This is a genomic window from Rhodothermaceae bacterium, assembly GCA_009838195.1.
Classification (GTDB): domain Bacteria; phylum Bacteroidota; class Rhodothermia; order Rhodothermales; family Bin80; genus Bin80.
In genome coordinates this window covers 39,869-63,922 of sequence record VXSC01000018.1, presented here as the reverse complement: position 1 = coordinate 63,922, position 24,054 = coordinate 39,869, and the positions used below count along the sequence as shown (strand labels likewise).

Here is a 24,054-nt window from a genome sequence, read left to right as displayed (position 1 = left end):
ATGTACTTTCTCAAACCTATCAGCGCCTCGCTATTCGTTCTGTTTTTTACCGTCTCTGCGTTCGCGCAAGAATCAGAGCTTTCCGTAGCGACGATCATGCAGGACCCTGCTTCCTACATCGGGGATTGGCCTTCCACGCCATACTGGAGTGAAGATGGGCAAACACTCTATTTCAACTGGAACCCGATGGGGAAATTTGAAAGTGATTCACTCTTCAAGATTACTCGCGAGGACCTGACACCTCAACAGGTGTCCCGCGATGAGCGGCTCAATCAAGGGCCCGTCTTCGATGGTTGGCAACATGGGGAGCATGTATACGACTCCGATTTTTCTTACAAAGTGTACGTCCGAAGAGGTGATCTCTATCTCTTCGAGCGCGAGACGGGTACCCAAACGCGCCTGACCCAAACACGCGGATTTGAGGCTTCGCCCCGGTTTTCCCTTGCAGGAGATGCGATCATTTTCGAGCGCGATGATAATCTCTATAAACTGTCTCTTGATTCCGGCACTCTGGCTCAGCTCACCGACCTCAGGGATGGACGTGCTCCGAGTGAATCAAAACCGGATGAACAGGACGCTTTCCTCGAAGCGCAACAGTCCGAGCTCTTCGAAATCATCCGTGAAGAGCAAGAAGAAGACGAGCTCCGTAACGCTGCCCGTGAACGGGATGAAAACGCACTCAATCCGCCACCAACATGGTATGCAGGATCAAAATCAATATCACAACTACAACTGGATCCAACCGAGCGCTACGTCTCTTTTGTAACCTCTCCTCCCCCCGAGTCCGGTAAACGCACACGGGCAATGGACTGGGTTACCGAAAGTGGTTATACGGAGGTGCTTAACGCGCGGGTCAAAGTAGGCCGAGTACCCCTGGAGCGTAATCTTCATATACAAGATTTGACGCGCGATACGACGTATCAGATTGAGCTGCATCAACTTGAGGGGGCTTACGACGTGCCAAAATACATGCGTGAAGAGGGAGTAGGGGTAGATTCATCCAAATCCAAGCGGGCGCTGTTTAGCTTCGGTCCGTTTTGGAGCGCAGATGGCAAACATGCAGTCCTGGAGGTGCGGACAGACGATAACAAGGATCGATGGCTCGCACGACTGGATCCTGCGACCGGTACACTGGATCTCCTGGACCGGCAACATGATGAGGCCTGGATTGCGGGACCGGGAATTTCCTGGTTCGGAGGTGGCAGTACCGGTGGATGGCTTCCAGATAACCGGCATTATTATTTCCAGAGTGAAGCGAGTGGCCACAGTCACCTATATACGGTCAATGTTGAAACTGGCAAAGTGAATCAGCTTACCGACGGTCCATTCGAGGTTTTTGACCCCGAACTTTCCCAAGACGGGCGTACATGGTTTTTTACCAGCAGCGAAGGCTCGCCATCAATACGTCATTTTTATCAGATGCCGGTCATGGGTGGAAAGCGTGAGCGACTGACAACATTGCCTGGACGCAATGCAGCGGTGATCGCACCGGACGGAGATATGCTTGGCATTTTGAATTCCATTCAGACCCGTCCGCCCGAGGTATTTTTGCAGGTACCCACGGAGGAAGCTGCCCGGATCACCCATTCACAGACCGAAACCTGGCTTGCATATTCATGGCGTGCACCGGAAACGATTCACTTTGAAGCGTCTGATGGGGTCATGGTCCCGACTCATGTCTTTGAACCAGTTGAGCCCAATGGTGCTGCAGTCCTCTTTGTGCATGGGGCAGGTTACATGCAGAATGTCCACGACGGGTGGTCCAGCTACTACCGCGAATACATGTTCCACAACCTCCTGGCGGATCTGGGTTATGTGGTCATGCAAGTTGACTTTCGGGCCTCCGCCGGATATGGTAGGGATTGGCGCACAGCGATCTACCGCCATATGGGAGGGCGCGATCTGCAAGACTATGTGGATGCGTCGCAGTATATCACAGAGACCTATGGCATTGGCCCCGACCATATCGGGATCTACGGAGGCTCTTACGGCGGGTTCATTACTTTGATGGCCCTCTTCACGGAGCCGGAGCACTTTGGTGCTGGAGCAGCCCTGAGGAGTGTAACGGACTGGGCGCACTACAATCACACGTACACCTCCAACATTTTGAATACACCGGCAACTGACTCTTTGGCGTTCGCCCGCAGTTCACCGATCAACTTTGCAGAAGGGTTGGAGGACCCATTACTCATGCCACATGGCATGATCGACCTGAATGTGCAATTCCAGGATATCGTCCGACTTGGTCAGCGTCTGATCGAGCTTGGCAAGGAAGACTGGGAGATTGCCCTGTATCCTGTTGAAGGGCATGGCTTCCAGGAGCCTTCCAGTTGGACGGATGAATACCGTCGAATACTCAAGCTTTTTGAAGAACACATTCGCCCTTAGCGCTACCAATTGGGGACGGTCAGATCCAGGGGGTCAGACCATCTTGCACTTTCCTGTTTGAGCAACTCGCGAATCTCGGAAAGCTTCGATCCGTGTGTGGAATCTGCTGTCAGGTTTTCCGTCTCGTACGGATCCGTGTTCAGATCGAAGAGCTGTTCGGTGTGGACTCCATCTACCTGATACTGGATATGCTTCCACCCATCTGCCGTGCGCACTCCACGCTGAAGATCCCGATACGCATAAAATGCTGCCTGACGTCCCGGCAACTGGGAGTCCTCAATTATGGGCCGTAGGCTTTCCCCCTCAACGGTTGGGGGCAAGGGGAGGCTCAGATATTCCGCAATAGTTGGGAAAATGTCGAAAACGTAGACTAACTGACTTCGCTGTTCATTTGCGGGAATCCCAGGGCCTGCGATGATGAGCGGTACCCGCATGCTGTGCTCATAAAGATTTTGTTTTCCCAGAAGGCCGTGGCTACCAACCGCCAGCCCATTGTCCCCTGCCATCACAATGAGGGTGTTTTCCAGTTGTCCATTTTCTTCTAGTGCATCGATAATGCGCCCGATCTGGGCATCCAGCTCACTGATCATTCCGTAATAAAGCGCGAGTTCCTCACGTGCGATCATTTCAGTTCGAGGGTGCTCCCGAAGCATCTCGTCCCGAACCTTCAACTCACCATTATCAAAGGGATGCTCTGGCAAATAATTGGGTGGTAGAGAGATTGAATCTGGATGATACCAACTCGCAAAGGGTTCAGGTGGAGTTCTTGGATCGTGTGGCGAGGTGAAGGATACGTAAGCAAAAAACGGCTGGTCCATTGCGCTGGCTTCCGCCAAAAAGTCAATCGCTGCATCCGCGTAGAGTGTGCTTGAGTATCCTTCGACGTTACGGCGGGCCGTATTGGGGTACGTACCTGTAGAATCAAATTCATGTAACTGGGGTGCTTCGTGCCCGCCTACATTTGGCCAATGCATACCCCCCATGAAAATATTGTCTCCTGTTTGGAACGCCCGTGCAAAAGAGCCGCGGTCGTTATGCCATTTCCCGGTACCAAACGTCACGTATCCTGCCTCAGCTGCCACCTCCGGCAACATGACGTGCTCTGGTGGAATATGATCTCCCGTGCCATCTAGTCGAAAGAGTGGTCGCCCTGTCATGAGCATTGCTCGGCTGGGAGCGCAGAGCGCACCGTGTTGGCCTCCCATGGTATGGGCATGAGTGAAGGCGATGCCCTGCTGAACGAGTGCGTCCATATTGGGCGTTCTAATTTCCTCATTTCCCAAGGCGCCAATGGTATTATATCTCTGGTCATCCGTGTACAACAACAGCACGTTGATTGGCGCCCTTTGTGGAGTGTTACACGCGGCAATTAGAAGTAAGACAGGGATCAATCTGTACATGGTTGCATACGCCTGCGAATGGTTTGGATCTAATATACGGTCATCTACTCCTATCTTAACATCCATATTGTACATTGCTTCAAAACAACTCTGCCTCTATTATGCGAACTCTGTTAATTGTAGTGCTCGGATTATTCCTCGCGGGAACCGGTACAGCACAGACGTCCTCAACACCTCACATCGTATTTGTAACCGGAGATGAGGAATACCGCTCGGAGGAATCCATGCCGATGCTGGCCAGAATATTAAAAAGGGATTATGGGTTTGAGGTCAGCATCTGTTATGCGTTGAATGAGGAGGGTTTCATTGATCCGAATGTATTGGATAATATTGAAGGGTTAGAGCAGCTTGAGGATGCGGACATGATGGTTCTCTTCACCCGATTTCGTGCACTTCCCGACTCGCAGGCACATTATATCCTGAAGTTTGCCGAATCCGGGAAGCCGATGGTTGGGTTTCGCACAACTACGCACGCATTCCTGTACAAGGATGACGCAGAAAGAGAGCATTTGAACAACGACTGGCCCACGCGTGTCTTCGGTCAGCAGTGGATCACTCACCATGGCCATTTTGATGATGGTGAAGCTCCGTTGACCCGTGTAGAGATTGCAGAACAGATGCAATCGCATCCGATTCTCAGTGGAGTGACCGGATTTGATGCTTATTCCTGGCTTTACCACGTAGATGGTGGAGATTGGAAGCTTCATGGAAACAGCGAGGTTCTTCTTAATGGCACAGCATTGCAATCAAATCACGCCAATGCGGGGCGTTTGGACCAGTTTCCCCTTACGAATCCGGTAGCATGGACCAAGACATACACGGGAACAAGTGGAATCCCTGCAAAAGTATTCTTCACTACACTTGGACACCCGTATGATTTCAAGGACGAGTCCATGCGTAAGCTAGCCTTGAATGGCATCCTGTGGGCGTTGGACCATGAGATTCCTGACGGCGGAGCGAATGCAGAACCGGTTCTGCCCTATGAACCAAACAACTCCGGGTTTGGGGACAAATTCAAACCCAACATGCGACCGGCGGAGCTGTAGAGGAGGCTCCCTGCTTGATCAAAATTGGACTCGGACACTTGTTGTGTAGTCCGGCAACAGTACTATCGTCTTTTTGTCAGTAGACGCTTATACAGTGTTGCAGTCTGCTTCGCGACTACTTCCCAGCTGAATTTGGCCTCGACACGCGCACGCCCCTGGAGTCCCATAGCGCGGCTCTGCTCAGGATCCCGCATTAATTGATTGACGCTGTCTGCTAGTCGCTCTGCAAACCCATCCCCCTCAAGTTCGACCAAAAACCCTGTTTCTCCATCTACCACAACCATAGGAATCCCGCCTACGTTGGTTGCCACGACCGCTGTTTCACACGCCATGGCCTCAAGATTAATAATTCCAAATGGTTCATATACCGATGGACACGCAAAGACCTGGGCGTGGGAGTAGAGCACAATCAACTCGGAGGGGGGCATCATTTCACGGATCCAGACTACATGGTGCTCGTCACTCTTTTTGAGCTTAGTAACCTCCTGAATCATTTCCGCTTCAATTTCGGGTGTGTCTGGAGCACCGGCAGCCAAGACGATCTGGGTCCCTGGATCAAGATGAGCAATTGCATGCAGGAGGTGAATGATTCCCTTTTGTCGGGTGATTCTCCCCACAAACAGGACATAGGGGATTTCCGGGTTTACCCCATAGCTTCGCAAGATGGTCTCGTCAAACGTAGGTTGATATTCCTCCAGGTCAATTCCATTGGGGATCACATGAACTCTCCTGCGGCTGACTCCATAGAGCGACACAACGTCTTCTTTCATTTGAGGTGACACCGCGATCACAGCATCCGCCTCCTGGTATGCGGTCTTCTCAATCCAGGAACTCATGTGGTATGCACGCCCCAATTGCTCTGCTTTCCAGGGCCGATGCGGCTCCAGACTGTGGGTCGTCAGCACCAGCTTCCCTCCGGTAAGCTGCTTAACCAGAATACCAGCCCAGTGAGAATACCACGTATGACAATGAATAATCTGGGTGTCCTCGGCGGCAGCAGCCATCACCTGGTTGCGGTGCAGAGTACTAAAGAGCTTGTTGAACCGGGCATCCTGTCCCTTGGGCGCTCCTGTATCTGCAATTCCCTTTACGCTGAGAGCATCGGAACTCCGCCTCTGTTTCCCGAATGCATAGACCTGCACCCGATGATGCTTGGCTAATTCCCGGACGAGATACTTAACATGTACTCCTGCGCCACCATAAATATTAGGTGGGTATTCATTCGTCAGAACCGTTACTTTAACTTTGTTTGGCTCAACCATGTCATAAAGTTTCTCTGCCTCCGTGGTTGCCTCGCCCAGCTGGACAAGCCAAGGAGATTCAGGATCGGCTTCTACGATCATCGCATGCGTTTTCTTGCATTTCTTTATTCTTTTATTGCACACTCTTACAAAATTTTTCACAAGATCCGGGTCTCCCGAATAGCTGCTTGACGTGTCAAGCATTTGGTAGGCATTCTCAAAGACTCTTTTCAGGTATGCGTGTTGGCGCCAACTTGTGAAGTCATTTGCCTTTGCGGCTTTGATCGCCGTATCCACAGATCGTGTTACCGCATCATAGAGCCATCTGACATCCGAAGGAGGTCCTTTTGCCTTCCTCCCTGTACGCGGGAGTGTTTGTGATCTCTCTGGAGGCGGGGTCAACCTCTTCAAACCCTGCTTTGTCACAATGGGATTGAGCTCCCGCATGAGAGCGTCCGTCATTTTAGCCAGGTTGTCCTGTATGACCACATGTGAGTAGAGATAATCCCTTTCCCAAGTTCCATGCTGCAGCATCTGGCGTAATTGGATGTATGAATTCGCCAGTGCTGCCAATCGGTCGTAGTCACACTTGAGCGTGTTTTTTATCGCCATCAGAACAAACATGCGCCAATAGCTCATTCCAGGTCGACCAATATCCTGTCGCACCCCCGCAGCAGCCATATGCTTCTTCATAACCGATAATACCTGCTCCCGTAATGAATTGGTGGAGCCAATCTTTTGCAAGACTCGCAACACACGGTCAATGTCGTCCCGGGATTTCGGGTTGATCTGAATGTCCCCTATAGGAATGAGGTCAAGGGTTGGATTCCGGTTAATGTCCTGACGCATGGGAATTCGGGGTCGGGAGGATGATTCGAGGTCGGCACGTTCGTCTATAGTTTAATAATACGCGTTGTTCGGATTTCAATGATTTCTGATTCTCTGGCTGCAGGGAATCACCGGACCTATTCGATTTGCAACGAGCCGTCAGATATGGTTGTTCTGAGCCGAAAGCATGTATTGGGGGTCAACGGTTTGTCAGGAAGTGCCTAATCTATTTTTATCTGCCTCGGAGCTCGCACAAATAATACATCGTGCAATTTTGCGTGATTCATGAATACCCCCGGCCCCCGCTCTTCAAGGCCTTTCATGTTAAACCCAACCACCGTTAAGTCCGCGTCGGAGGATTTTTCAAAAACCATCCTGCGGAATGCTTCGATATTGTCAATCGCCATGTACTCAATATTCTTCTCCGAGATGGGTAGCCTTCCTTCATTGATCAACTCGGCAAACTCCTGTCTGGTCCGCTCTACTTCCACTCCCGGCAAGGCCGCAAAAACCTGTACCTGCGCCTTTGCCCAGTCCGGGTGCCCTAAAAGGATATAACTCAGCAGAATCATTGTGTTTGCGTTGTCCCTGTCATTCCATGTCAGCCACACATGGATCGAATTTCTGCTGCCAAAATGCGTCTCGCTGTGACGAAGTACCATCAGTGTCATATCCGTGTTCGCCGCAAATTTGCACTGATCTACCACGTCTTTGACCACATCCACGGAATCCCGTTGTGCAAATTCAAAGAGGATTGAGTTGTTCGACATGCCGGATACCCCAGGGACCTGAAGTGTTTGCGCCAGCGCTGAGGTAATGGACGGGCTCACGACCGTATCCATATATACTGCACTTTGCTCCCTTTTTGCACGTTCCAGCAATCGCTCTTTGATCTCCTTACTTTCGGAGAATGTGGCGGCAGTTAACCGACCTTTTATAAAATGGACATAGGTACCGAACCCATATCGGTGGCACAACCACCGTAGCATCATCAACGGGCTGCGTCGATCAAAGGTGCGATCATTCACCATGATCACGCTCGGACGCCACTCGTCAGCGACCTGGTCCGCGCGTCGCTGCTGCAGGCGAATTTGCATGTAGCGGGTTGCTTGCGTGATCGCGTTCTGAAATAGTGAAGCCAAATCTCCCTCTCCCCGCTTCCCTATGCGCAATGCCTGGTACAGTGCTACCAGAACTAGAATCGCAAGCGTTGCAAAGAACAGACTGATCTGGAACATCAAAAGGAAACAAATGATAGCTCCGAGAAGGCTGATATACCACCGGGACCGGAAGCTCGGGCGGTAACTCGGTCGCGCAGCAAAATGCTCTAGGAAACTGATCGCACACAAAGACCCGTACGTCACCATGAAGAACATCGAAATCAGAGTTGCAACAAGATCCACGCTCCCTACAGTGACGATCACCATCGCCAAAACCCCTGTAATCATCGTCGCATGTCGAGGATCATTTGCCTTGCCTACTCCACGCGATAACCACGTATTCAATCCTTTGCCTGGCAGCGTACTGTCTGCGCCTAAAGCCTGCAAGGTCCGGGGCGCCACCAGGACTGATCCAATCGCACTGCTCAAGGTCGCACAACACAACCCGATCAGAATGGCAGGCCCCCAAACAGCAACCTGCGCCATGATCAACTGGTCTTCCGCCATCACCTCAGGAGGGGCGCTGACGTGGAGTTTGAAGACGATTCCGATATAGACGATCATCCCGACAATTGTCGCCCATAACGTCCCCCTTGGCAGAGATTTGCGAGGATTCCGTAAATCTCCCGACAAGCCTACACCGGCCGTCATACCCGTGAATGCAGGGAAAACAATTGCAAATACGACGATGAACGAGTCGGGACGCGCAATCTTTTCCGTTAGACTGACTGCATCCCGATCAAACCCTTCCAAAGGAGTCCCCAGAAAGAACAGGAGCAGGGTCCCAAAGAGAATCGCTGCAACCACGTACAGCACCCTGACTCCCAGGGCCGCCCCCTTCGTCAGCACAAGGGCCAGCAGCAGCACCAATGCAGGGATGGAGATGAGGCGTGTATCAAAACCAATCCCGAACTGATCCGCCAGAATCGGCTCCAACCACGTGAATGCCTCGGCAAACGCAATCATATAAAAGGCCACCGAGATTGCCTGAGACAAATACAGGCTGATCCCGATCACCCCGCCAATCGTTGTTCCGAACGATCGCGAGATAATGAAGTACTCGCCCCCACCTTCTACTTTTCGGTTGGTTGCGATTTCTGCAAGCGCTAGGGCGGTTGGGATCGTCACAAGGTGACCAAGAAGTATGATCCCCACAACCCCCAAAAGTCCCGTATGAGCCACGGCATAGCCGAAGCGCAGGAACATGATCGCCCCCAGGATCGTGCTGATCCCAGCAAGAAATACCGGTAGTGTTCCAAATCCGTAACCACGATCTGTTGCCCGCATATTTAATCCTGGACCTTTGTCTCACCTACTGAAATAAACCATACCCCACCAATCTATACCTCCCAATAAGCTACGAATTGATGTCGTATAATTGTCATAATTCCCGACTCAACCGTACAAGGCAAGGAGTCAGAAAGGAATCGTTTCCGTGTGCTACATTGGACATTGTGTTCCTCTCTCTGCTCAGCCGTCTCCGAATGCACGTATATCAGTTCCAACAAACAGATTTACTTCTTTGACCAGCAAGTTCGTAGTTTTACTGTTGGCTGCGTGCTGCGCTTGTACTTCATGTGCCCGATAATACTCCAATGTCAGAAATCTCCCCCATTGCTGCTGCTCAGGATTCCTATACCATCCTGATCGTAGATGACGAAGATGACATTCTTGACCTGTTGCGCTACAACCTGGAGCGGTTGGGAATGAAAACCATTACGGCCAGGAATGGCGTCGAAGCACTTGACATCGTTGAAACCAGAGCTCTTGATCTCATCGTGCTTGACATCATGATGCCTCGCATGAACGGACTGGATGTCTGTCGGCATATTCGAAAATATTCCAGACTGAAAGCAGTCCCCATTCTATTCCTCTCTGCACGTTCCGAAGAAGAAGATCACATCCAGGGCTTGGATGTCGGAGCTGACAGCTATCTCTCCAAAACGTTTGGCATTGATGTCATTGTCTCCCAGATCAAAGCCCTCTTGCGTGGAACCCAACGAATCATTCCCGGTGCTTCAATCCTGAGTATTCATGATCTTGACATTGATCGGGATCGGTATTGGGTATTTCAGAAAAACGGCGAAGAGCGGACGCAGATCAACTTTACTCGCAGAGAATTTGATCTGTTATACTTTCTGGCCAATTCTCCAGGCGTCGTATTTACGCGAAGGAATCTGATAAAGAGGGTTTGGGGGATGAAAGTGGAAGTTGGCAAGCGCACGGTTGATGTTCACGTAAGTAAACTCAATAAAAAACTGGGGAAATATCAGGGGACCGATTACATCCAATCCGTTAAAGGTGTTGGCTATCGCTTCCTAGAACGTAAGTGAGCTTCGGAGGCCTGGCATGACCCCTGCTCAACAAGTCCCTAAAGGCCTATTGGCCTACCGAGTATCCTGGCGTGTATGCCTGCTCGTCTTGATCACGCTATTTCTGGCTGCCCTGGTTGGTTTTCGGATGCCTTGGTGGGTTGTTGTATCCATAAGTGTGATCGTCGGCCTCGTCACCTTTGTGGGAATCCATTGGATGGTCACCCAACGCATGTCTGCATTGCAATCCACACTTGCAGGCATTGGTGAAAACGACGCGACTCTCCCCAAAAAGGAGACGGCACTCCCGCGCGATGAACTCAGCTATCTGATCAATCTTGCTCACGATGCGGATCAACGCGTTGCCAATCAAATGCAGGAACTCGAGCGCATGGAGAACTATCGGAGTGAGTTTCTGGGCAACGTATCTCATGAACTCAAGACACCCATTTTTGCGATCCGCGGATTCGCAGAAACACTCTTGGACGGCGCTCTGGACGATGAGCGTGTCCGTCGCTCCTTTGTTCATAAAGTCCTCAGGAATGCAACCCGGCTTGGAAACCTTGCCGAGGATTTATCCTCTGTTGCACGAATCGAGAAGGGGGAGCTCTCCATGGATCAGCAACCCTTCAACCTGCTCGAACTGAGCGGGGAAGTTCTTGAATCACTGGAATCCATGGCCTCAGACAGAGAAATCGCCGTACGACTCTCCATGCCTGATGATCTGCCAGACGTTATTGCAGACCGCAATCATATCAGCCAAGTTCTCAGTAACCTGATTGATAATGGCATTAAGTATGGTCAAACCGGTGGACAGGTTGAAGTGATTGCCCGGCGATTGCACGATGGATCCGTCAAAGTCTCTGTTGTTGATGACGGAGTTGGCGTTTCCCCCGAATATATTCCACGTCTTACCGAAAGATTTTTCCGGGTAGAGCCCAGCCGATCATCAGAACTTGGCGGTACCGGCCTGGGACTAGCAATTGTGAAACATATTCTCAGCGCACATGGCAGTCAGCTAATGGTCGAAAGCCTTCCGGGAAGTGGTTCCACGTTCGGGTTTGTGCTTCCTACAATCGACGAAATGCCTTGAAATTCTCAGGGCTGAGTGTTTCCTGATCCATGGCCAATTCGTAGAGCTTTTTGGTTTTACGGCGTAACTCACCCGGATAACCTGCATTGACCAAAACCACATCCGCCCGGCCTTCTGTTTCTTCTTGAGGCAGTTGCCGTTGCATTCTCGCACGTACTTCACCTGCACGTATTCCATCACGAGCCACCACACGCTTGATGCGAACATTCTCTGGAGCACTGACTACGCAGATCGCGTCCAGACGGCCTCCGAATCCTGCCTCATAGATGAGGGCCGCTTCATGAACCAGTAAACCGGACCGTAACTGATGCCTCAAACGATCAAAAGCCTCGCCAACTCTTGGATGTACGATTGCATTCATTTCCGCTAGGCGGACTTCGTCGTTGAACAACTGAGCCGCCAGCCAGGGCCGGTTTAAGTGTCCATCTAGTCTATAGCTTTTTCGACCAAATGACTCGATGACCGCTTCGCGTATATGATCGCTGGATTCCATGAGGTCCCGTGCCACCTGGTCTGCTTCGAAGATTGTGGCCCCTAGATCTTCCAGATACGCACATACCGTGGACTTTCCACTTCCGATTCCTCCCGTCACTCCCAGCGTTCGAACATCACACATTAAGCCTAACGTTTGTGCACCACAGTTGCCCATAAAAGGTACGTTCCAGACGAAAACGATTTGAACGCATCATCAATTCATATTACCCCGCTCCTAGTCAATAAGCCCCGTTCCTCTTTTCTGACTTTCGAACTGTATCATTAAGCAATATTCTCTTTTTCTTACTCATTTCGAGGAGAGACATGCCAAATCAACATGCTCATTCCCCGGGCCACGGTGAGTTGTTCTCAAGTGGCCACACGCATGATCTGCGTGGCGCAAGCAAGCGACATTTGCTCTGGTGTGCCCTTCTGATAGGTGGTTACATGATCATTGAGATTGTAGCTGGCCTTATTTCGGGTAGTTTGTCCCTCTTGGCGCATGCGGGGCACATGCTGACAGATGCATTCTGTATTGGAGTGGCACTGGTCGCAATGAATGTTGCCGAAAAAAAGGCTACGAAGCGACATACCTATGGGTACGAGCGCTACGAAATCATGGCTGCGCTGGTAAATGTGCTTGCATTGTGGCTGCTCGTCGTAGCAATCCTGCTTGAGGCCTTCAATCGCACGGTTGCACATAGTCACGAGCATGCGCCCGACGGCGCCATCATGGTTATGATCGGCGGGCTAGGTTTTGTGGTTCATCTAGCCGCTGCAACCATCCTGTACAGATCCATTGGGCATAGCGTTAACGTTGCTGGCGTCCACCAACATGTACGAGCAGATTTGTTGGGCGCGGCTGCAATCGCGGTATCAGGTGGGCTTATCTGGTGGAATCCAACGGGTGGGGAATGGCTGGAAATTTGGCTTGACCCAATACTTGGTTTCGTTTTGGCCCTCCTGATTCTTAGTGGTACGCTGGCAATCGTACGGCGTGTAACAAGGATCCTTCTTGAGGGTGTCCCCAAACATGTTGATGTTCACGAGCTCTGTCGATCTATTGAGGCCTTGCCCGGTGTGATATTGATTCATGACATCCATGTCTGGACACTTTCGCAGGGCAGTGATGCACTAACGGCGCATGTGGTGATCGGCGAACATGTGACGGATCGGGAAGGAATACTTGATCGAATCAAAGAAATGGTAACAAACCAGTACAACATCGGTCACATGACCGTTCAATTGGAGTCAAGTGTCACACGGTGTACGGAAGATCATCATGTAGAAAACCTCCTTGCGCTGGCAGATCAGTCCTAACCCTGCCTTGTCAGACTGATGAAGGGTTCTTTAGTGATTATTTTTTTGACGCCCGACGGCACTAGGTTCGTCCCGAGACATGCTTGACCATTGAGTGTCGAACGCTTTGTGTCGCGGCAAATTCTTGCATTAATCCATCTGCCAAAACACACTTAATGAAATGAGTGGGATCAGGCGCCGTGTACCCCTCCGAGCGGCTCGCCGAATGATCTCGGCATTAGCTGCCGGCAATTGACCATAAAGCCGATATCTCAGCTGTTGCCAATTCGCCCATGCATCCAGACGCAAAGTCGTCTGGCCCCGTATCCAATAGAGTGCACCTGACGGACCGGTCTGTATGACCCATCGTTTCCCTCTTCTGGTGATACTCCCACGCGTACTGGTTACCTCATCATTGGGTAGCTGGTATTGTACCGTAATTGCTCTGTCATAATCACTTCGCAAAAATGTACGCCACCCCAGTTCTCCACGGAGTCGACGCCCCGACTGTATTCGTAGCCAGGCGCTGTAGGTCCTGAGTGTGTCAAACGGAATTTCGGTAAACTCCTCCCACCTCAGACGTCCCAGGCGTAAGTCCGAAAAACTGGCGGAAAGCCTTAGGTCCGTGTCAGAGAAGAGGCGATGTTCTATTTCTGACTCGAGGCGCATCTCACGCGCAGACTGATCGGATGACCTGCGTCCGGGTAGCACAAAATCATCGGTCGTATATGTGGCCCGCACCTCACTGGCCAGCCGAATACGCGTCTGTGAAGACGGGGTCCAATCCATAGATGGACGCAGCCGTAATGTGCGCTGGATATTGTTTTCTGCCGAGCGCTCGGCATTCAAAAACACCGTATGATGATAGGAGCCAAACATCCTTGCCTCCACTCGTAAATGGCGGTTGCGGCGATGGCTGAGCGTGAACATTGCGGTATGGTACACTTCGTCCCGATCATCCAGATTCACCAGGGGCGTATCGTGCCGCACAATCCGTGAACTCCCTGAAAAAAGAAAAGAAAGTGCAGGCAAAATATCTCCCCGCACATTCCCGCTTACCGCAAAGACTCCTTCATCATAATCTGCCTGTTGCAGGAGCGTTCTTTTTTGTGCCACTTCAGAAGGAGGTAACTCATCCCTGTTGCTGAGGACTCGCCGCTCGTTGATTGCCCCATACTCAGCACGCAACTGCGCATCAACACGCTCGCGTTCGTAGTGGAGACCGAACTGCCCGGTGAATGCCTGACGTGCAAAATTGGTCTCGAAAGTAATTGACTCTTCGGGGGCTCTCGGGGTACGGATGCGCCGTTGATTCAGCCGGACATCGGCTTGCGCAATCACGCGAAGTCCACTGATGACAGGAATCTGGATCAGGACATTTGCGTCCAGCGTGTCACTGGTTGTCGCCTCAATTGATTCTGGATCACGGATCTGTCCCCGATTCAGGAACGACGCAGCCTGGTAGGTATCCCTCCGACGACTGGAATAGCGTGCACGCGACTCCAGTCGCCCTGAACCGAATGACCGGGCTGCTGCTGCTGCTAACATCAAATCTCCAACCCGTCGTGGTGCGATACGCTGCCACGCGGCATCGGAATAAAATGAGACCTGGTACCCTTGAATCTCACGAGGCTCCAAATCCACCGACACGGCCACTGCAGGTCCGGTATCCACCCGCGAAGGAGCCCTCTGATCGCCTTGTACAATTCCTGGTCGGCGATCCGATCCGACCCCTACTGCCGTCTCAAGCTTCAGTGCTGTAAAAGGATTCATCTGTATCCCGAACAATAGTGACTGGGACGATGCACGACCGGATCCAAACCAATCAAGATCCCCGTGAATGCTTGCCCTGAAGCGAGGTCTGATTGGACGCACCGCGGTAAAATTCAGGCGATCTTCATCCCGGAAACGAAGTCGGTTGTCATATTGGAGATACGCATCCGATATAAATCGGTTAGTCATATCAATCTGCCAGGGGCCAAGATTTGCGTTCCAGGCAGTGACTGAACTCCACCGATACCGATTCACTTCACGGGCAAATTCCGTCTCTTGTTGCAGTGAAGACTGTGCCCAAGAGCGATTACTGGAGAACCCCAACACCAATACACAGACGATCAGAAGCCACCGACTGTGAGAAGCTCCATGCATCTTGGTGATCGGCCTAACCGGGCGGCCACTCAAGTGAGCGACCACCGAGTACATGAAAATGAAGATGATCCACCGATTGTCCTCCATCGGACCCACAATTGATGACTACGCGATAACCGCCTGTAAGTCCTTCCTGTTGAGCGATTTTGTTTGCCACAACCAGAAGATGTCCGGCAAGAGCAGCGTCCAGGTCATCATCAAGTGCCTGTATCGGCTTGCGCGGAACGACTAAAACATGGGTTGGTGCCTGCGGGGCAATATCCCGGAAAACCACACATACTTCATCCTCGTAAATGAGATCGGCCGGAATTTCTCCGTCAATGATGCGCTCAAACAAAGTTGACATAAAAAACACCTGTCATGTTCTCTGCGCTGAACAATACGCCATCCGCTTCGTTCCTTTGCGGCCCGTGACGATTACGTTTAAATGCCTACGGTTTACCTCACACGAGAGACACATTTTAACGCGGCTCATCGCTTACACAACCCTGCAAAATCGGACGAGTGGAATCGTTCGGTTTTCGGGCCCTGCAACAATCCAAACTGGCATGGCCACAACTATAGGCTCCAGGTAACGGTTGTAGGCACTCCCGACTCGGATACGGGTTACGTGATTGATCTGGGAGACCTGAACCAGGTGATTCAAGATCGTGTTATCCGTCACCTAGATCATAAAAACCTAAACCTGGATGTTCCCTTCCTCAAGGGGATCATGCCATCAACAGAAAACCTTGTTATTGCGATCTGGGATCGTCTGGTAAGCGCCCTACCTGCCGGCACTCTCTATCGCGTCCGACTTCATGAAACACCAAAAAACTCAGCAGACTACTTTGGACCGGATGAATCACGCAGATCTGTTAGATCAGACTCTAAATAACGAGATCCCAGCTGCTGATCTTGGTGATCATGTTCACAAGATTCTACGGCTTCTTGGAGAAGATCCCGCGCGCGAGGGCTTACTGAAGACCCCTGAGCGTGTCGCCAAATCTCTTTCATATCTGACGCAGGGATACAACGTCGATGCAAAAGCGATCCTGGAATCTGCCGTCTTTGAGGAGGACTATAGCGAAATGATTCTGGTCCGTGATATCGACGTGTTCAGCCTATGCGAGCACCATCTGCTCCCTTTCATCGGCAAGGCCCATGTTGCTTATATCGCACAGAATCATATTGTCGGCCTGAGTAAAATCCCCCGGGTTGTTGATGCGTTTGCCCGCCGTCTGCAAGTGCAGGAACGCTTAACCGTTCAGATCAGAGATGCGATTGATGAGGTCCTCCAACCTCTCGGAACCGCTGTCGTGATTGAAGCTACGCATCTGTGTATGTCTATGCGTGGCGTAGAGAAGCAGAACGCGCTTACAGCTACCAGTGCCATGAGCGGGACCTTTCTATCTGAGGCAACCACACGTGCAGAGTTTTTGCAACTGATAAACGCGAAGTAGCGCTTGCCTTAATTCAGGGTCGGGTCAGCGGGGAAGTTTGCCAGAATTGCATACTCTCCTCCCATTTTCCGGAGAACTTGGCGCCAGAGTGTGCTGGGCTCGTATTCAAAGATCAGGTCCGAATTTCCGTGTGTCATAAACCAGCATCCCTCTCTCAACTCCTGTTCCAGCTGCCCCGGTGCCCAACCGGAATATCCTACAAAAAAGCGGATTTGTCTGGATGTAACGGAGTGATCTTTTACTGCTTGGATCACATCTTGAATATCCCCGCAAAAACGTACATCCTCCATAACCGGTTGTGATTCCTGTATGCGATCTTCACACCGGTGGAGATAGGTGAGACAGTCCTGCTCTACCGGACCGCCCTCATAAATCACATGCCCATCGACTTCATGATCCAGAATGCGATTGAGCGACAATTGTGTTGGACGATTCACGACCAGGCCCAAACTGCCCTCCGCATCATGCACACACATCAGAACAACTGTCCGATTAAACGGATCTGAAAGCTGGTTAGGCGGCGCGATAAGCAAATCGCCGGGCACAATCTCTCTTGGGCTGTATCGGGTCATTCTTTAGAAGCTAAAAGTGCTTTCAACGCTCCACACCAGTGATCGGCGTTCCGAGTGATAGTTACAATAGTGACCTTTTGAAAACGCGGAAACAATTCCATCATAATATCGGGAATTTTCCTCCACTCATCTTGGCGGATCAGTGTTTCAAGAGTATCTGCTGCCTTTTCGCTCCAGCGCCAGTCATTGCGAAGAGCTTCCGCACGCTTCCAGTAATTTCGCTCATCCCATACGTCGGCACTCCCTTCAATCGTCGCATAGATCCCGCGCAGCGAAAAGATAAAGAGTGCTACCATATCCTTCGCTTCCTCATCAAAGTAATCTTTTTCTGCCAAAAGGCGAAGCAGCTCTGCGCAGGTGCGCATATGAGCATTGCGCTCTTTGGCTGGTGTATTACCGGTGCGAATAATCCGTGCCATATAGCTCAGGATCCGATTGGGTCTACCCACTTCACGGGAAATGAACCAGTGTACTCGGCACCACCACGAGTGAATCTGGCTTGACACCGACCATCCATACAACGTGGTGTTTATGGGTGAACGTTTTTTGGTACACAGATATTAATCGACTCATAAATTACGTACTCCCCGATTAACCTCATTCAACCCCTTCTCCGGTACATCATCAGCATGCGCTGAAATTTTTGGCCTCCTGTCTACCAACTTTGGGGCTTGAAAATATTCGTTTGTGGGATTGGATTGGGTAACTGTGATTCTCTAAGTGCACCGGCGCGGACACGTTGAATAAAATCCGCATGATATTTCAGTTGCTTTGACTGCTTCCGTTTCCCCGGCGTAACCAAACCGATACGAATTTTATGCTGCTCCTTTATCAGACGCATCGCCTCGGCTATATCACTGTCATTCGTAACAACCACAGCACAGTCACATTTGCCCGTCCAAGCGTCATTCAGCAAGTGAACAGCCAGATTAACATCTGAACCCTTTTCTTCGGTTTTCCATACGCGAGCCATTTTTTGCTTTCCTTTAGGGCGCACAAGCGGAAGGCGGATTTCGTGGGTTAAGAAATGCCCAAGGTGAATCTTTAGGACATTGCTTCTATGTTTTCGTAAGGCTCTTAAATATGCGTTTTGCCTCTCTGACTCTGCTCGATCGCCCCGTGAAACTGACAGTTTTGCAGTAAAATATCGAACCAGTTGAATATCATGATGCGGCTGAAGCATGTTCTTGAACAGTAGGGGGAGATCCAGCCACTTATAGGGTGTGCCTTTGAGGGCTCCATAGTACAAGTTGAACCCGTCCACATATACGATTGTCCGCATCAATGATCTCATAAAAAGCTAGGGCCTCCGAAGAGGCCCTGCGGCCCACGCACGAAGGCGTGGGGGGGGTACGGCGAGAAGTTTTACCGTTAGATAATAAACTCGCCAGTTTCACCAACCCAACAATTTTGTCCTTGTTCCCAAAGTATTGATTCGGTGGCACAGACTTTGATTCTTCCGATGCCGTGGTACCCGATCACTTCCACTGCAAAACTCTGCTTCGCTGCTACTTTACATTCCCATTAAAACAGGGATACGTCTCCAAGAGAAGCATCATGTGTTCCAGAGGTATAACCCTTTTATCTGAGTCGGCCGAGCCAGGCTTTTAGCTCTGAACGACCTCTTAAATTTGAAAGATTAAGATAGGTCGCGGCAAATAGAACTGTAACGGTGATCCCACTCCATAGTGGACTCCAATTTTGAGTGACGACATACCAAAAAGCAATGGTCGGGATTAGTGAAATCAGTGCTATTAGTATCATTTCCCCTACAGCACGCCAAGGAATAAATGCTGCCTCTAACCGGCGCTTCAATGCCCGCCCAAGGAATATCCACTCAACCCACGCCGCGACAGCGCTACCTGCTGCCAGCCCGACCGCACCAAAGTACAGCGTTGATGAGCCAGCCCCAGTGACCTGCGATATCGACAACTGATCAAGTGCAAACATTGCCGGGATCGCCACCACCAGTGCAATAATGGCCCGGACCAGCGCCATGCGTGCCGGGGTACGGGTATCACCGAGAGCCCAGAACCCGTTCTGCAACAAGCGGCTGCTGACTGTAGCCAATAGCCCGAGGCTGTATGTGGCAAGAATGAAATAGGTGAGCCAATTATCATCAATCCCGAACAAGCCCCCACGATAAATCGCTCCAATGATTACATAGCCCAATGCGATGTACCCCAGAGCTGTGGGAACTGCCAGAAATAAACCCTGCCGAAGTCCTGCGCGAATCCTATCTGCCATGCGGGAAAAGCTGCTGGCCCCAATTCGCGTGAGCTCCGGCAACTCGGCCGCCGCAACCGATAGACCAAAAAGTGAAATCGGAAGGATGTAGAGGACCTGTGCATACCCGATACTTGCTACGGCCCCCTCAACCAGAAGCGTTGCGAGCAGGATGTCCACATACGCCGAAAGCTGGGCAACGCCTCGACCTGCCAATGCAGGCCCCACAGCAGCTAGTGCTCGACGCACGCCGTCCACACGAGTAGAGAGACTGAGGCGAAATCCTTTTATCACAAATGCAACCGATGGCAATTGAATCAAAAACTGCATCAAACCGCCAATCACTCCGCCAAGAAAAACCGCGGTCAGGAGTCGGGTGAGGGTCTCCGGCAATATAGAGGCTCCATTCTCCCCCGGAGTAAACCCAATCACGCTTCCGACACCCAGGAGCGAGCCGATAATGGTCACATTCCATAATATCGGTGCGAAGTAGGGCATGAGAAATCGCCGGTGACTATTGAGGACACCCAGCGCCCAGGAAGACAGGACCAGGATGCCGGCCATTGGAAAAGCAAGCCGAACCATGTCAACCGCCAGAAGAAGTCGGTCCACCTCCCGCAACCCGGCAGCCACCTCAGCAGCATCCCCAACAAACCCTCGCATGAGTACGGAACAGATGGGGTGGGCCAGCCAAACTCCCAACAGCACACCCGCACAGACCACTGCCGTCAGTAACCCGAGAATACTACCAGCAAATCGCCCCGCCGCCTCCGGTCTCCCTTCCTCGATCATCTTGCTATACACAGGGATGAATGCTGCTGACATCGTACCTTCGCCAAGCAGGTTCTGCAGGGCGTTCGGTGCCTGGAATGCTGCTCTCAATACATCCGCATGAGCTCCACTGCCAAAGTAGCGGGCCATGAGACTCCATCGAATCAAACCCAATACACGACTCGACAGAATCCCCAGTGCCACAACGGAGGCGCGGTTTCCTTCTGGAGTTTTCGCCTCATCCATCATCTTGCCCCTGTGTTTGTGAACCAGTCGTATCTTGCCCATAATCCGCGAAATCCATGATCGAATACATTGAAGGGATCCTGAGCAGCAAAGGGCCTACCCACGCAGTCATCGATGTGCAAGGAATTGGATACCGCGTTTTCATTCCAATGTCTACCTCTGATAAATTGCCTCATTCCGGTGAAAAGGTACGACTGCTTACACATCATTATACCCGGGAAGACCGAGAGCAGTTATTTGGGTTCGTTTCTTCCGTTGAGCGGGCAATCTTTGAATTGTTTCTCAGTGTCTCTGGAATCGGTCCGAGGATTGCCATTGCAGCTCTTTCAACTTTGTCCCCCGAGGAACTGGTAAAATACATCACCATGAGGGAGCCGGTCATGCTGCAACGCATCAACGGGGTCGGACGCAAAACTGCTGAACGTCTAGTGGTAGATCTGTTTGATCGCATCAGTGAACTCGATCTTGCACAGGTAGACTCCTCCGGGGCAACCAATGCCCGGGCAGATGCACTCGCCGCCCTGGAAACTCTTGGGCTCTCCCGTGCAAAGGCCGAACACCTGCTACGTAAAGTCATGCGGTCTCACCCTGAAGTCAATACGGCTGAAGAGTTTTTGCAACTAGCTCTTGGCCAATAGTTACCTTGATTCGTGATTTGAACCATCCTTTATTCCTCCGATGAAAAAAACCCCTATGACCCGACGAGATTTCATCCGAAGCAGCGCTGTTGCCAGCGCGGCAACCGTCCTTCGACCGAAAATATACTCCGCCGCCGGTCCTGTCGCAATTGCAAGTCGTAATGGCCTTGGTGCAGTAGCCCGTGCGGTTGAAGAGATAAATGCGGGGGCCGATGCACTGGATGCAGTGATCGCAGGCGTTAACCTGGTGGAGGAAGACCCGAATGACAGAACCGTAGGATATGGTGGTCTCCCAAATGCGAATGGCGTCGTTGAATTAGACTCTGCGGTCATGCATGGCCCAACTGGCAGAGCGGGAGCTGTGGCTTCCCTCCAGGGGATTAAATACCCGTCCAAGGTTGCAAAACTTGTGCTTGAACGCACTGATCATGTGCTACTGGTTGCAAAAGGAGCACAGGACTTCGCTCGAATGCACGGCTTCTCAATCGAGAACTTGCTCACACAGGAAGCCCGTGAAATTTGGGTTCGATGGCGTGAGACTCTCTCCAATCGAGATGACTATTTGCCTCCCCATAGCCCAGAAGACGTAGATCTGGGAGAAGCCATGCAACGCGGTTATGAGCACTGGGGTACCATCCATTGCTCGGCGATGGATCTGCAGGGAAACATCAGCAGCGTGACAACAACGAGTGGCCTAGCATTCAAGATCCCTGGTCGTGTAGGGGACTCCCCCATCATTGGAGCCGGTCTTTACTGTGACAACGAGGTTGGAGCAGCCGGGTCAACTGGACGCGGGGAAGCCAACCTTGAGAATTGCTGCAGCTTTCTGATCGTGGAACGCATGCGCATGGGAGACAGCCCTGAAGATGCATGTCTGTATGCATGCGAGCGTATTGCACGAAATACACACCTGGCTCGACTGCAAAATCAGGCAGGAGAACCTGCATTTAATGTGTCGTTCTATGCATTCAACAAAGCCGGTGAAGTTGCCGGTGCTCGCATTCGGGGGGCTGCGCAAATGGCTGTTGCAGACAATGATGGAGCCAGACATATTGAAATGGCATACCTCTATGCCTAAGGCTTGAGTCATGCCTCTCTTTTTGGATCTGCCGAAGTTGCCTTTGCCGGCAAAGAATATGGAACTATTCCATCGCGATGCACCGGTCGTGTTGGAAATTGGGTTCGGTGATGGCAGCTTCCTGGAGTGGATCGCCAAAACACATCCGGAATGGAACTGCCTCGGAGCAGATGTCGCACGTGGATCCGTTACACGCGCATTCAAGCGCCTGCGCAGTGCGAATGTGTCCAACGTTCGGATGCATCATGGAAGTGGTTTGTTTCTTTTGCGCAATGTTCTATCTAGCGAGAGCGTTTCTCGGGTCTATGTGAATTTTCCCGATCCTTGGCGAAAGGAACGACATGCCGAAAAACGACTGTTTCAGCATTCGTTTTTTGAACTGCTTGCTGCACGCCTCACCGCAGATGGCTCTTTGCTCGTCACCACAGATGATAGTTCATACTTTGAACAAACCGTCTCCATAGCCCTTGAATCGGGCTACTACAAGGTCACCAATCATCCTCCTCCTTCTGCAGTTCTTCAAACAAAGTATGCATCCAAATGGCGCGAAGCCGGCCGCAGCTTTTACCATGCACACATAAAGAAACATGTCCGGCATGTGCCGGACATTCCTCCCGAAATTCGCAAAGAAAATGGCATGCATCACGCACTCCTGAACGGATCGATTCCAGAAATCACTGAATTTGAGAAGGTGGTTCACCATTTCCCCAAGGGCCACGTTGTAATCTTGGATGTATTGCAGATGATTGGCCAAAGAGGGCTGGTTTTTGTCGCACGCTCCCATGAACCGGAACTGGTACAGGAACTCTTTATCCAGCTTCGCCCCACAGGGAAAGCGGACGCCGATCTGCTTTTGAGTGTGATGAATTTCGGTAACCCAATTGCAACACGTGGAACCAGTGAGGCGGTAAAAGCTGTCAGCCGCTGGCTGACACAGCAGGACCTAACACTTAGCGGCACCTATTATTAACTAACAGAGTCCATTTATTCTGTGATCAACTCTCATGTCCCGATCTACACTCGCACTCACCGATGAATTACGTGAATATATCCTGGATGTCTCACTGCGCGAGCATCCCCTTTTAGCCGAGCTGCGGGAAGAAACTGCACGGCATCCAGAGGCCAAGATGCAGATTTCTCCCGATCAGGGGCAGTTTATGGCAACCCTGTTGCGTCTAATGCAGGCACGATCCGTCCTGGAAATTGGCACCTTCACTGGATACTCCACCCTGGCAATGATGCTGGCACTCCCTTCCGATGGACATATCGTTGCATGTGACGTCAGTGAGGATTACACCAAAGTGGCACGTAGGTACTGGTCGGAAGCTGGAGTTGCTGATCGGATTACGCTACATTTAGCTCCTGCATCACAAACCCTAGATGAGCTTCTTGCAAGCGGGAAAGCAAATACGTTTGATGCCGCCTTCATTGATGCGGATAAAGAAAGTTATGATGTGTATTTCGAGAAATCCCTGCCTCTGGTTCGATCTGGTGGATTGATCATGATTGACAATGTCCTGCGTGGAGGAGATGCTGCTAATCCTGCAACAGAAAGCGCATCCACACAGTCTATCCAGACTCTAAACAAAAAACTCCATCAGGATTCCCGGGTGCATCTGACTCTGGTACCCATTGGGGACGGAATGACCTTACTGCAAAAGGTCTGACTCCATCCTCGCCGCTCATTCAGCT

21 protein-coding genes are annotated in these 24,054 nt (G+C 51.3%); 11 read left to right on the top strand and 10 right to left on the bottom strand.

Annotation, left to right across the window (positions count from 1 at the left end):
• The gene (locus F4Y64_03370) at nt 1-2,388 is read left to right on the top strand and encodes a prolyl oligopeptidase family serine peptidase (protein ID MXX96637.1); all 2,388 of its coding nucleotides are present in this window, start codon (nt 1-3) and stop codon (nt 2,386-2,388) included.
• A 2-nt stretch (nt 2,389-2,390) separates the two neighbouring features.
• On the opposite strand, the gene F4Y64_03365 is transcribed toward F4Y64_03370, so the two are convergent.
• The gene (locus tag F4Y64_03365) at nt 2,391-3,863 is read right to left on the bottom strand and encodes a sulfatase-like hydrolase/transferase (protein ID MXX96636.1); all 1,473 of its coding nucleotides are present in this window, start codon (nt 3,861-3,863) and stop codon (nt 2,391-2,393) included.
• Nucleotides 3,864-3,889: 26 nt separating this feature from the next.
• Between F4Y64_03365 and F4Y64_03360 the strand changes: the two genes are divergently transcribed.
• Nucleotides 3,890-4,834, top strand: coding sequence for a ThuA domain-containing protein (locus F4Y64_03360; protein ID MXX96635.1), 945 nt, complete (start codon nt 3,890-3,892; stop codon nt 4,832-4,834).
• A gap of 62 nt (nt 4,835-4,896) precedes the next feature.
• Here the strand turns inward: F4Y64_03360 and glgA are convergent, their stop codons facing one another.
• A complete protein-coding gene (gene glgA, locus F4Y64_03355; protein MXX96634.1) occupies nt 4,897-6,096 on the bottom strand; it encodes a glycogen synthase in 1,200 nt (399 codons plus the stop codon).
• Between the two features lie 1,028 nt (nt 6,097-7,124).
• Complete coding sequence (locus F4Y64_03350) at nt 7,125-9,350, bottom strand: amino acid permease (protein MXX96633.1); 2,226 nt, start codon at nt 9,348-9,350, stop codon at nt 7,125-7,127.
• Between the two features lie 308 nt (nt 9,351-9,658).
• Here F4Y64_03350 and F4Y64_03345 point away from each other — a divergent pair, with 308 nt between their 5' ends.
• Together F4Y64_03345 and F4Y64_03340 are read left to right on the top strand one after the other, a co-directional pair.
• The gene (locus F4Y64_03345) at nt 9,659-10,396 is read left to right on the top strand and encodes a response regulator (GenBank protein MXX96632.1); all 738 of its coding nucleotides are present in this window, start codon (nt 9,659-9,661) and stop codon (nt 10,394-10,396) included.
• 16 nt (nt 10,397-10,412) lie between these two features.
• Nucleotides 10,413-11,468, top strand: coding sequence for a histidine kinase (locus tag F4Y64_03340; GenBank protein ID MXX96631.1), 1,056 nt, complete (start codon nt 10,413-10,415; stop codon nt 11,466-11,468).
• On the opposite strand, the gene F4Y64_03335 is transcribed toward F4Y64_03340, so the two are convergent.
• Nucleotides 11,446-12,084 (bottom strand): dephospho-CoA kinase, encoded by a 639-nt coding sequence (locus F4Y64_03335; GenBank protein MXX96630.1) that lies wholly within the window; start codon nt 12,082-12,084, stop codon nt 11,446-11,448. The genes F4Y64_03340 and F4Y64_03335 overlap by 23 nt on opposite strands.
• A gap of 182 nt (nt 12,085-12,266) precedes the next feature.
• Between F4Y64_03335 and F4Y64_03330 the strand changes: the two genes are divergently transcribed.
• Nucleotides 12,267-13,262 carry a cation transporter gene (locus F4Y64_03330; protein MXX96629.1) on the top strand — a complete coding sequence of 332 codons (996 nt, stop codon included), beginning with the start codon at nt 12,267-12,269 and terminating at the stop codon, nt 13,260-13,262.
• Nucleotides 13,263-13,391: 129 nt separating this feature from the next.
• On the opposite strand, the gene F4Y64_03325 is transcribed toward F4Y64_03330, so the two are convergent.
• Both F4Y64_03325 and F4Y64_03320 read right to left on the bottom strand, forming a co-directional pair.
• Nucleotides 13,392-15,443 (bottom strand): hypothetical protein, encoded by a 2,052-nt coding sequence (locus F4Y64_03325; GenBank protein ID MXX96628.1) that lies wholly within the window; start codon nt 15,441-15,443, stop codon nt 13,392-13,394.
• On the bottom strand, nt 15,403-15,735 hold the full coding sequence (locus F4Y64_03320) for a histidine triad nucleotide-binding protein (GenBank protein MXX96627.1): 333 nt from the start codon (nt 15,733-15,735) through the stop codon (nt 15,403-15,405). The genes F4Y64_03325 and F4Y64_03320 overlap by 41 nt, the downstream gene beginning before the upstream one ends.
• A gap of 81 nt (nt 15,736-15,816) precedes the next feature.
• Here F4Y64_03320 and F4Y64_03315 point away from each other — a divergent pair, with 81 nt between their 5' ends.
• Entirely contained in the window at nt 15,817-16,266 is a 450-nt protein-coding gene (locus F4Y64_03315; GenBank protein ID MXX96626.1) for a 6-carboxytetrahydropterin synthase, read from the top strand.
• Nucleotides 16,190-16,831, top strand: coding sequence for a GTP cyclohydrolase I FolE (folE, locus tag F4Y64_03310; protein MXX96625.1), 642 nt, complete (start codon nt 16,190-16,192; stop codon nt 16,829-16,831). Before F4Y64_03315 ends, folE begins: the two co-directional genes overlap by 77 nt.
• 8 nt (nt 16,832-16,839) lie before the next feature.
• Here the strand turns inward: folE and F4Y64_03305 are convergent, their stop codons facing one another.
• From F4Y64_03305 to murJ, 4 genes are all read right to left on the bottom strand, one after another.
• Entirely contained in the window at nt 16,840-17,403 is a 564-nt protein-coding gene (locus tag F4Y64_03305; GenBank protein ID MXX96624.1) for a YqgE/AlgH family protein, read from the bottom strand.
• Nucleotides 17,400-17,822: a hypothetical protein gene (locus tag F4Y64_03300; protein MXX96623.1), complete on the bottom strand. Its 423-nt coding sequence runs from the start codon at nt 17,820-17,822 to the stop codon at nt 17,400-17,402. Before F4Y64_03300 ends, F4Y64_03305 begins: the two co-directional genes overlap by 4 nt.
• Nucleotides 17,823-18,058: 236 nt before the next feature.
• Nucleotides 18,059-18,685, bottom strand: coding sequence for an NYN domain-containing protein (locus F4Y64_03295; GenBank protein ID MXX96622.1), 627 nt, complete (start codon nt 18,683-18,685; stop codon nt 18,059-18,061).
• Between the two features lie 299 nt (nt 18,686-18,984).
• Nucleotides 18,985-20,688 (bottom strand): murein biosynthesis integral membrane protein MurJ, encoded by a 1,704-nt coding sequence (murJ, locus tag F4Y64_03290; protein MXX96621.1) that lies wholly within the window; start codon nt 20,686-20,688, stop codon nt 18,985-18,987.
• 14 nt (nt 20,689-20,702) lie between these two features.
• On the opposite strand from murJ, the gene ruvA reads away from it, so the two are divergent.
• The 4 genes from ruvA to F4Y64_03270 are packed head-to-tail and all read left to right on the top strand — an operon-like array spanning nt 20,703 to nt 24,029.
• A complete protein-coding gene (gene ruvA / locus F4Y64_03285) occupies nt 20,703-21,284 on the top strand; it encodes a Holliday junction branch migration protein RuvA (GenBank protein MXX96620.1) in 582 nt (193 codons plus the stop codon).
• Nucleotides 21,285-21,339: 55 nt separating this feature from the next.
• Nucleotides 21,340-22,362: a N(4)-(beta-N-acetylglucosaminyl)-L-asparaginase gene (locus tag F4Y64_03280; GenBank protein ID MXX96619.1), complete on the top strand. Its 1,023-nt coding sequence runs from the start codon at nt 21,340-21,342 to the stop codon at nt 22,360-22,362.
• 10 nt (nt 22,363-22,372) lie between these two features.
• On the top strand, nt 22,373-23,332 hold the full coding sequence (trmB, locus tag F4Y64_03275) for a tRNA (guanosine(46)-N7)-methyltransferase TrmB (protein MXX96618.1): 960 nt from the start codon (nt 22,373-22,375) through the stop codon (nt 23,330-23,332).
• A 34-nt stretch (nt 23,333-23,366) separates the two neighbouring features.
• The gene (locus tag F4Y64_03270) at nt 23,367-24,029 is read left to right on the top strand and encodes an SAM-dependent methyltransferase (protein ID MXX96617.1); all 663 of its coding nucleotides are present in this window, start codon (nt 23,367-23,369) and stop codon (nt 24,027-24,029) included.
• The last annotated feature ends 25 nt before the right edge of the window (nt 24,030-24,054 follow it).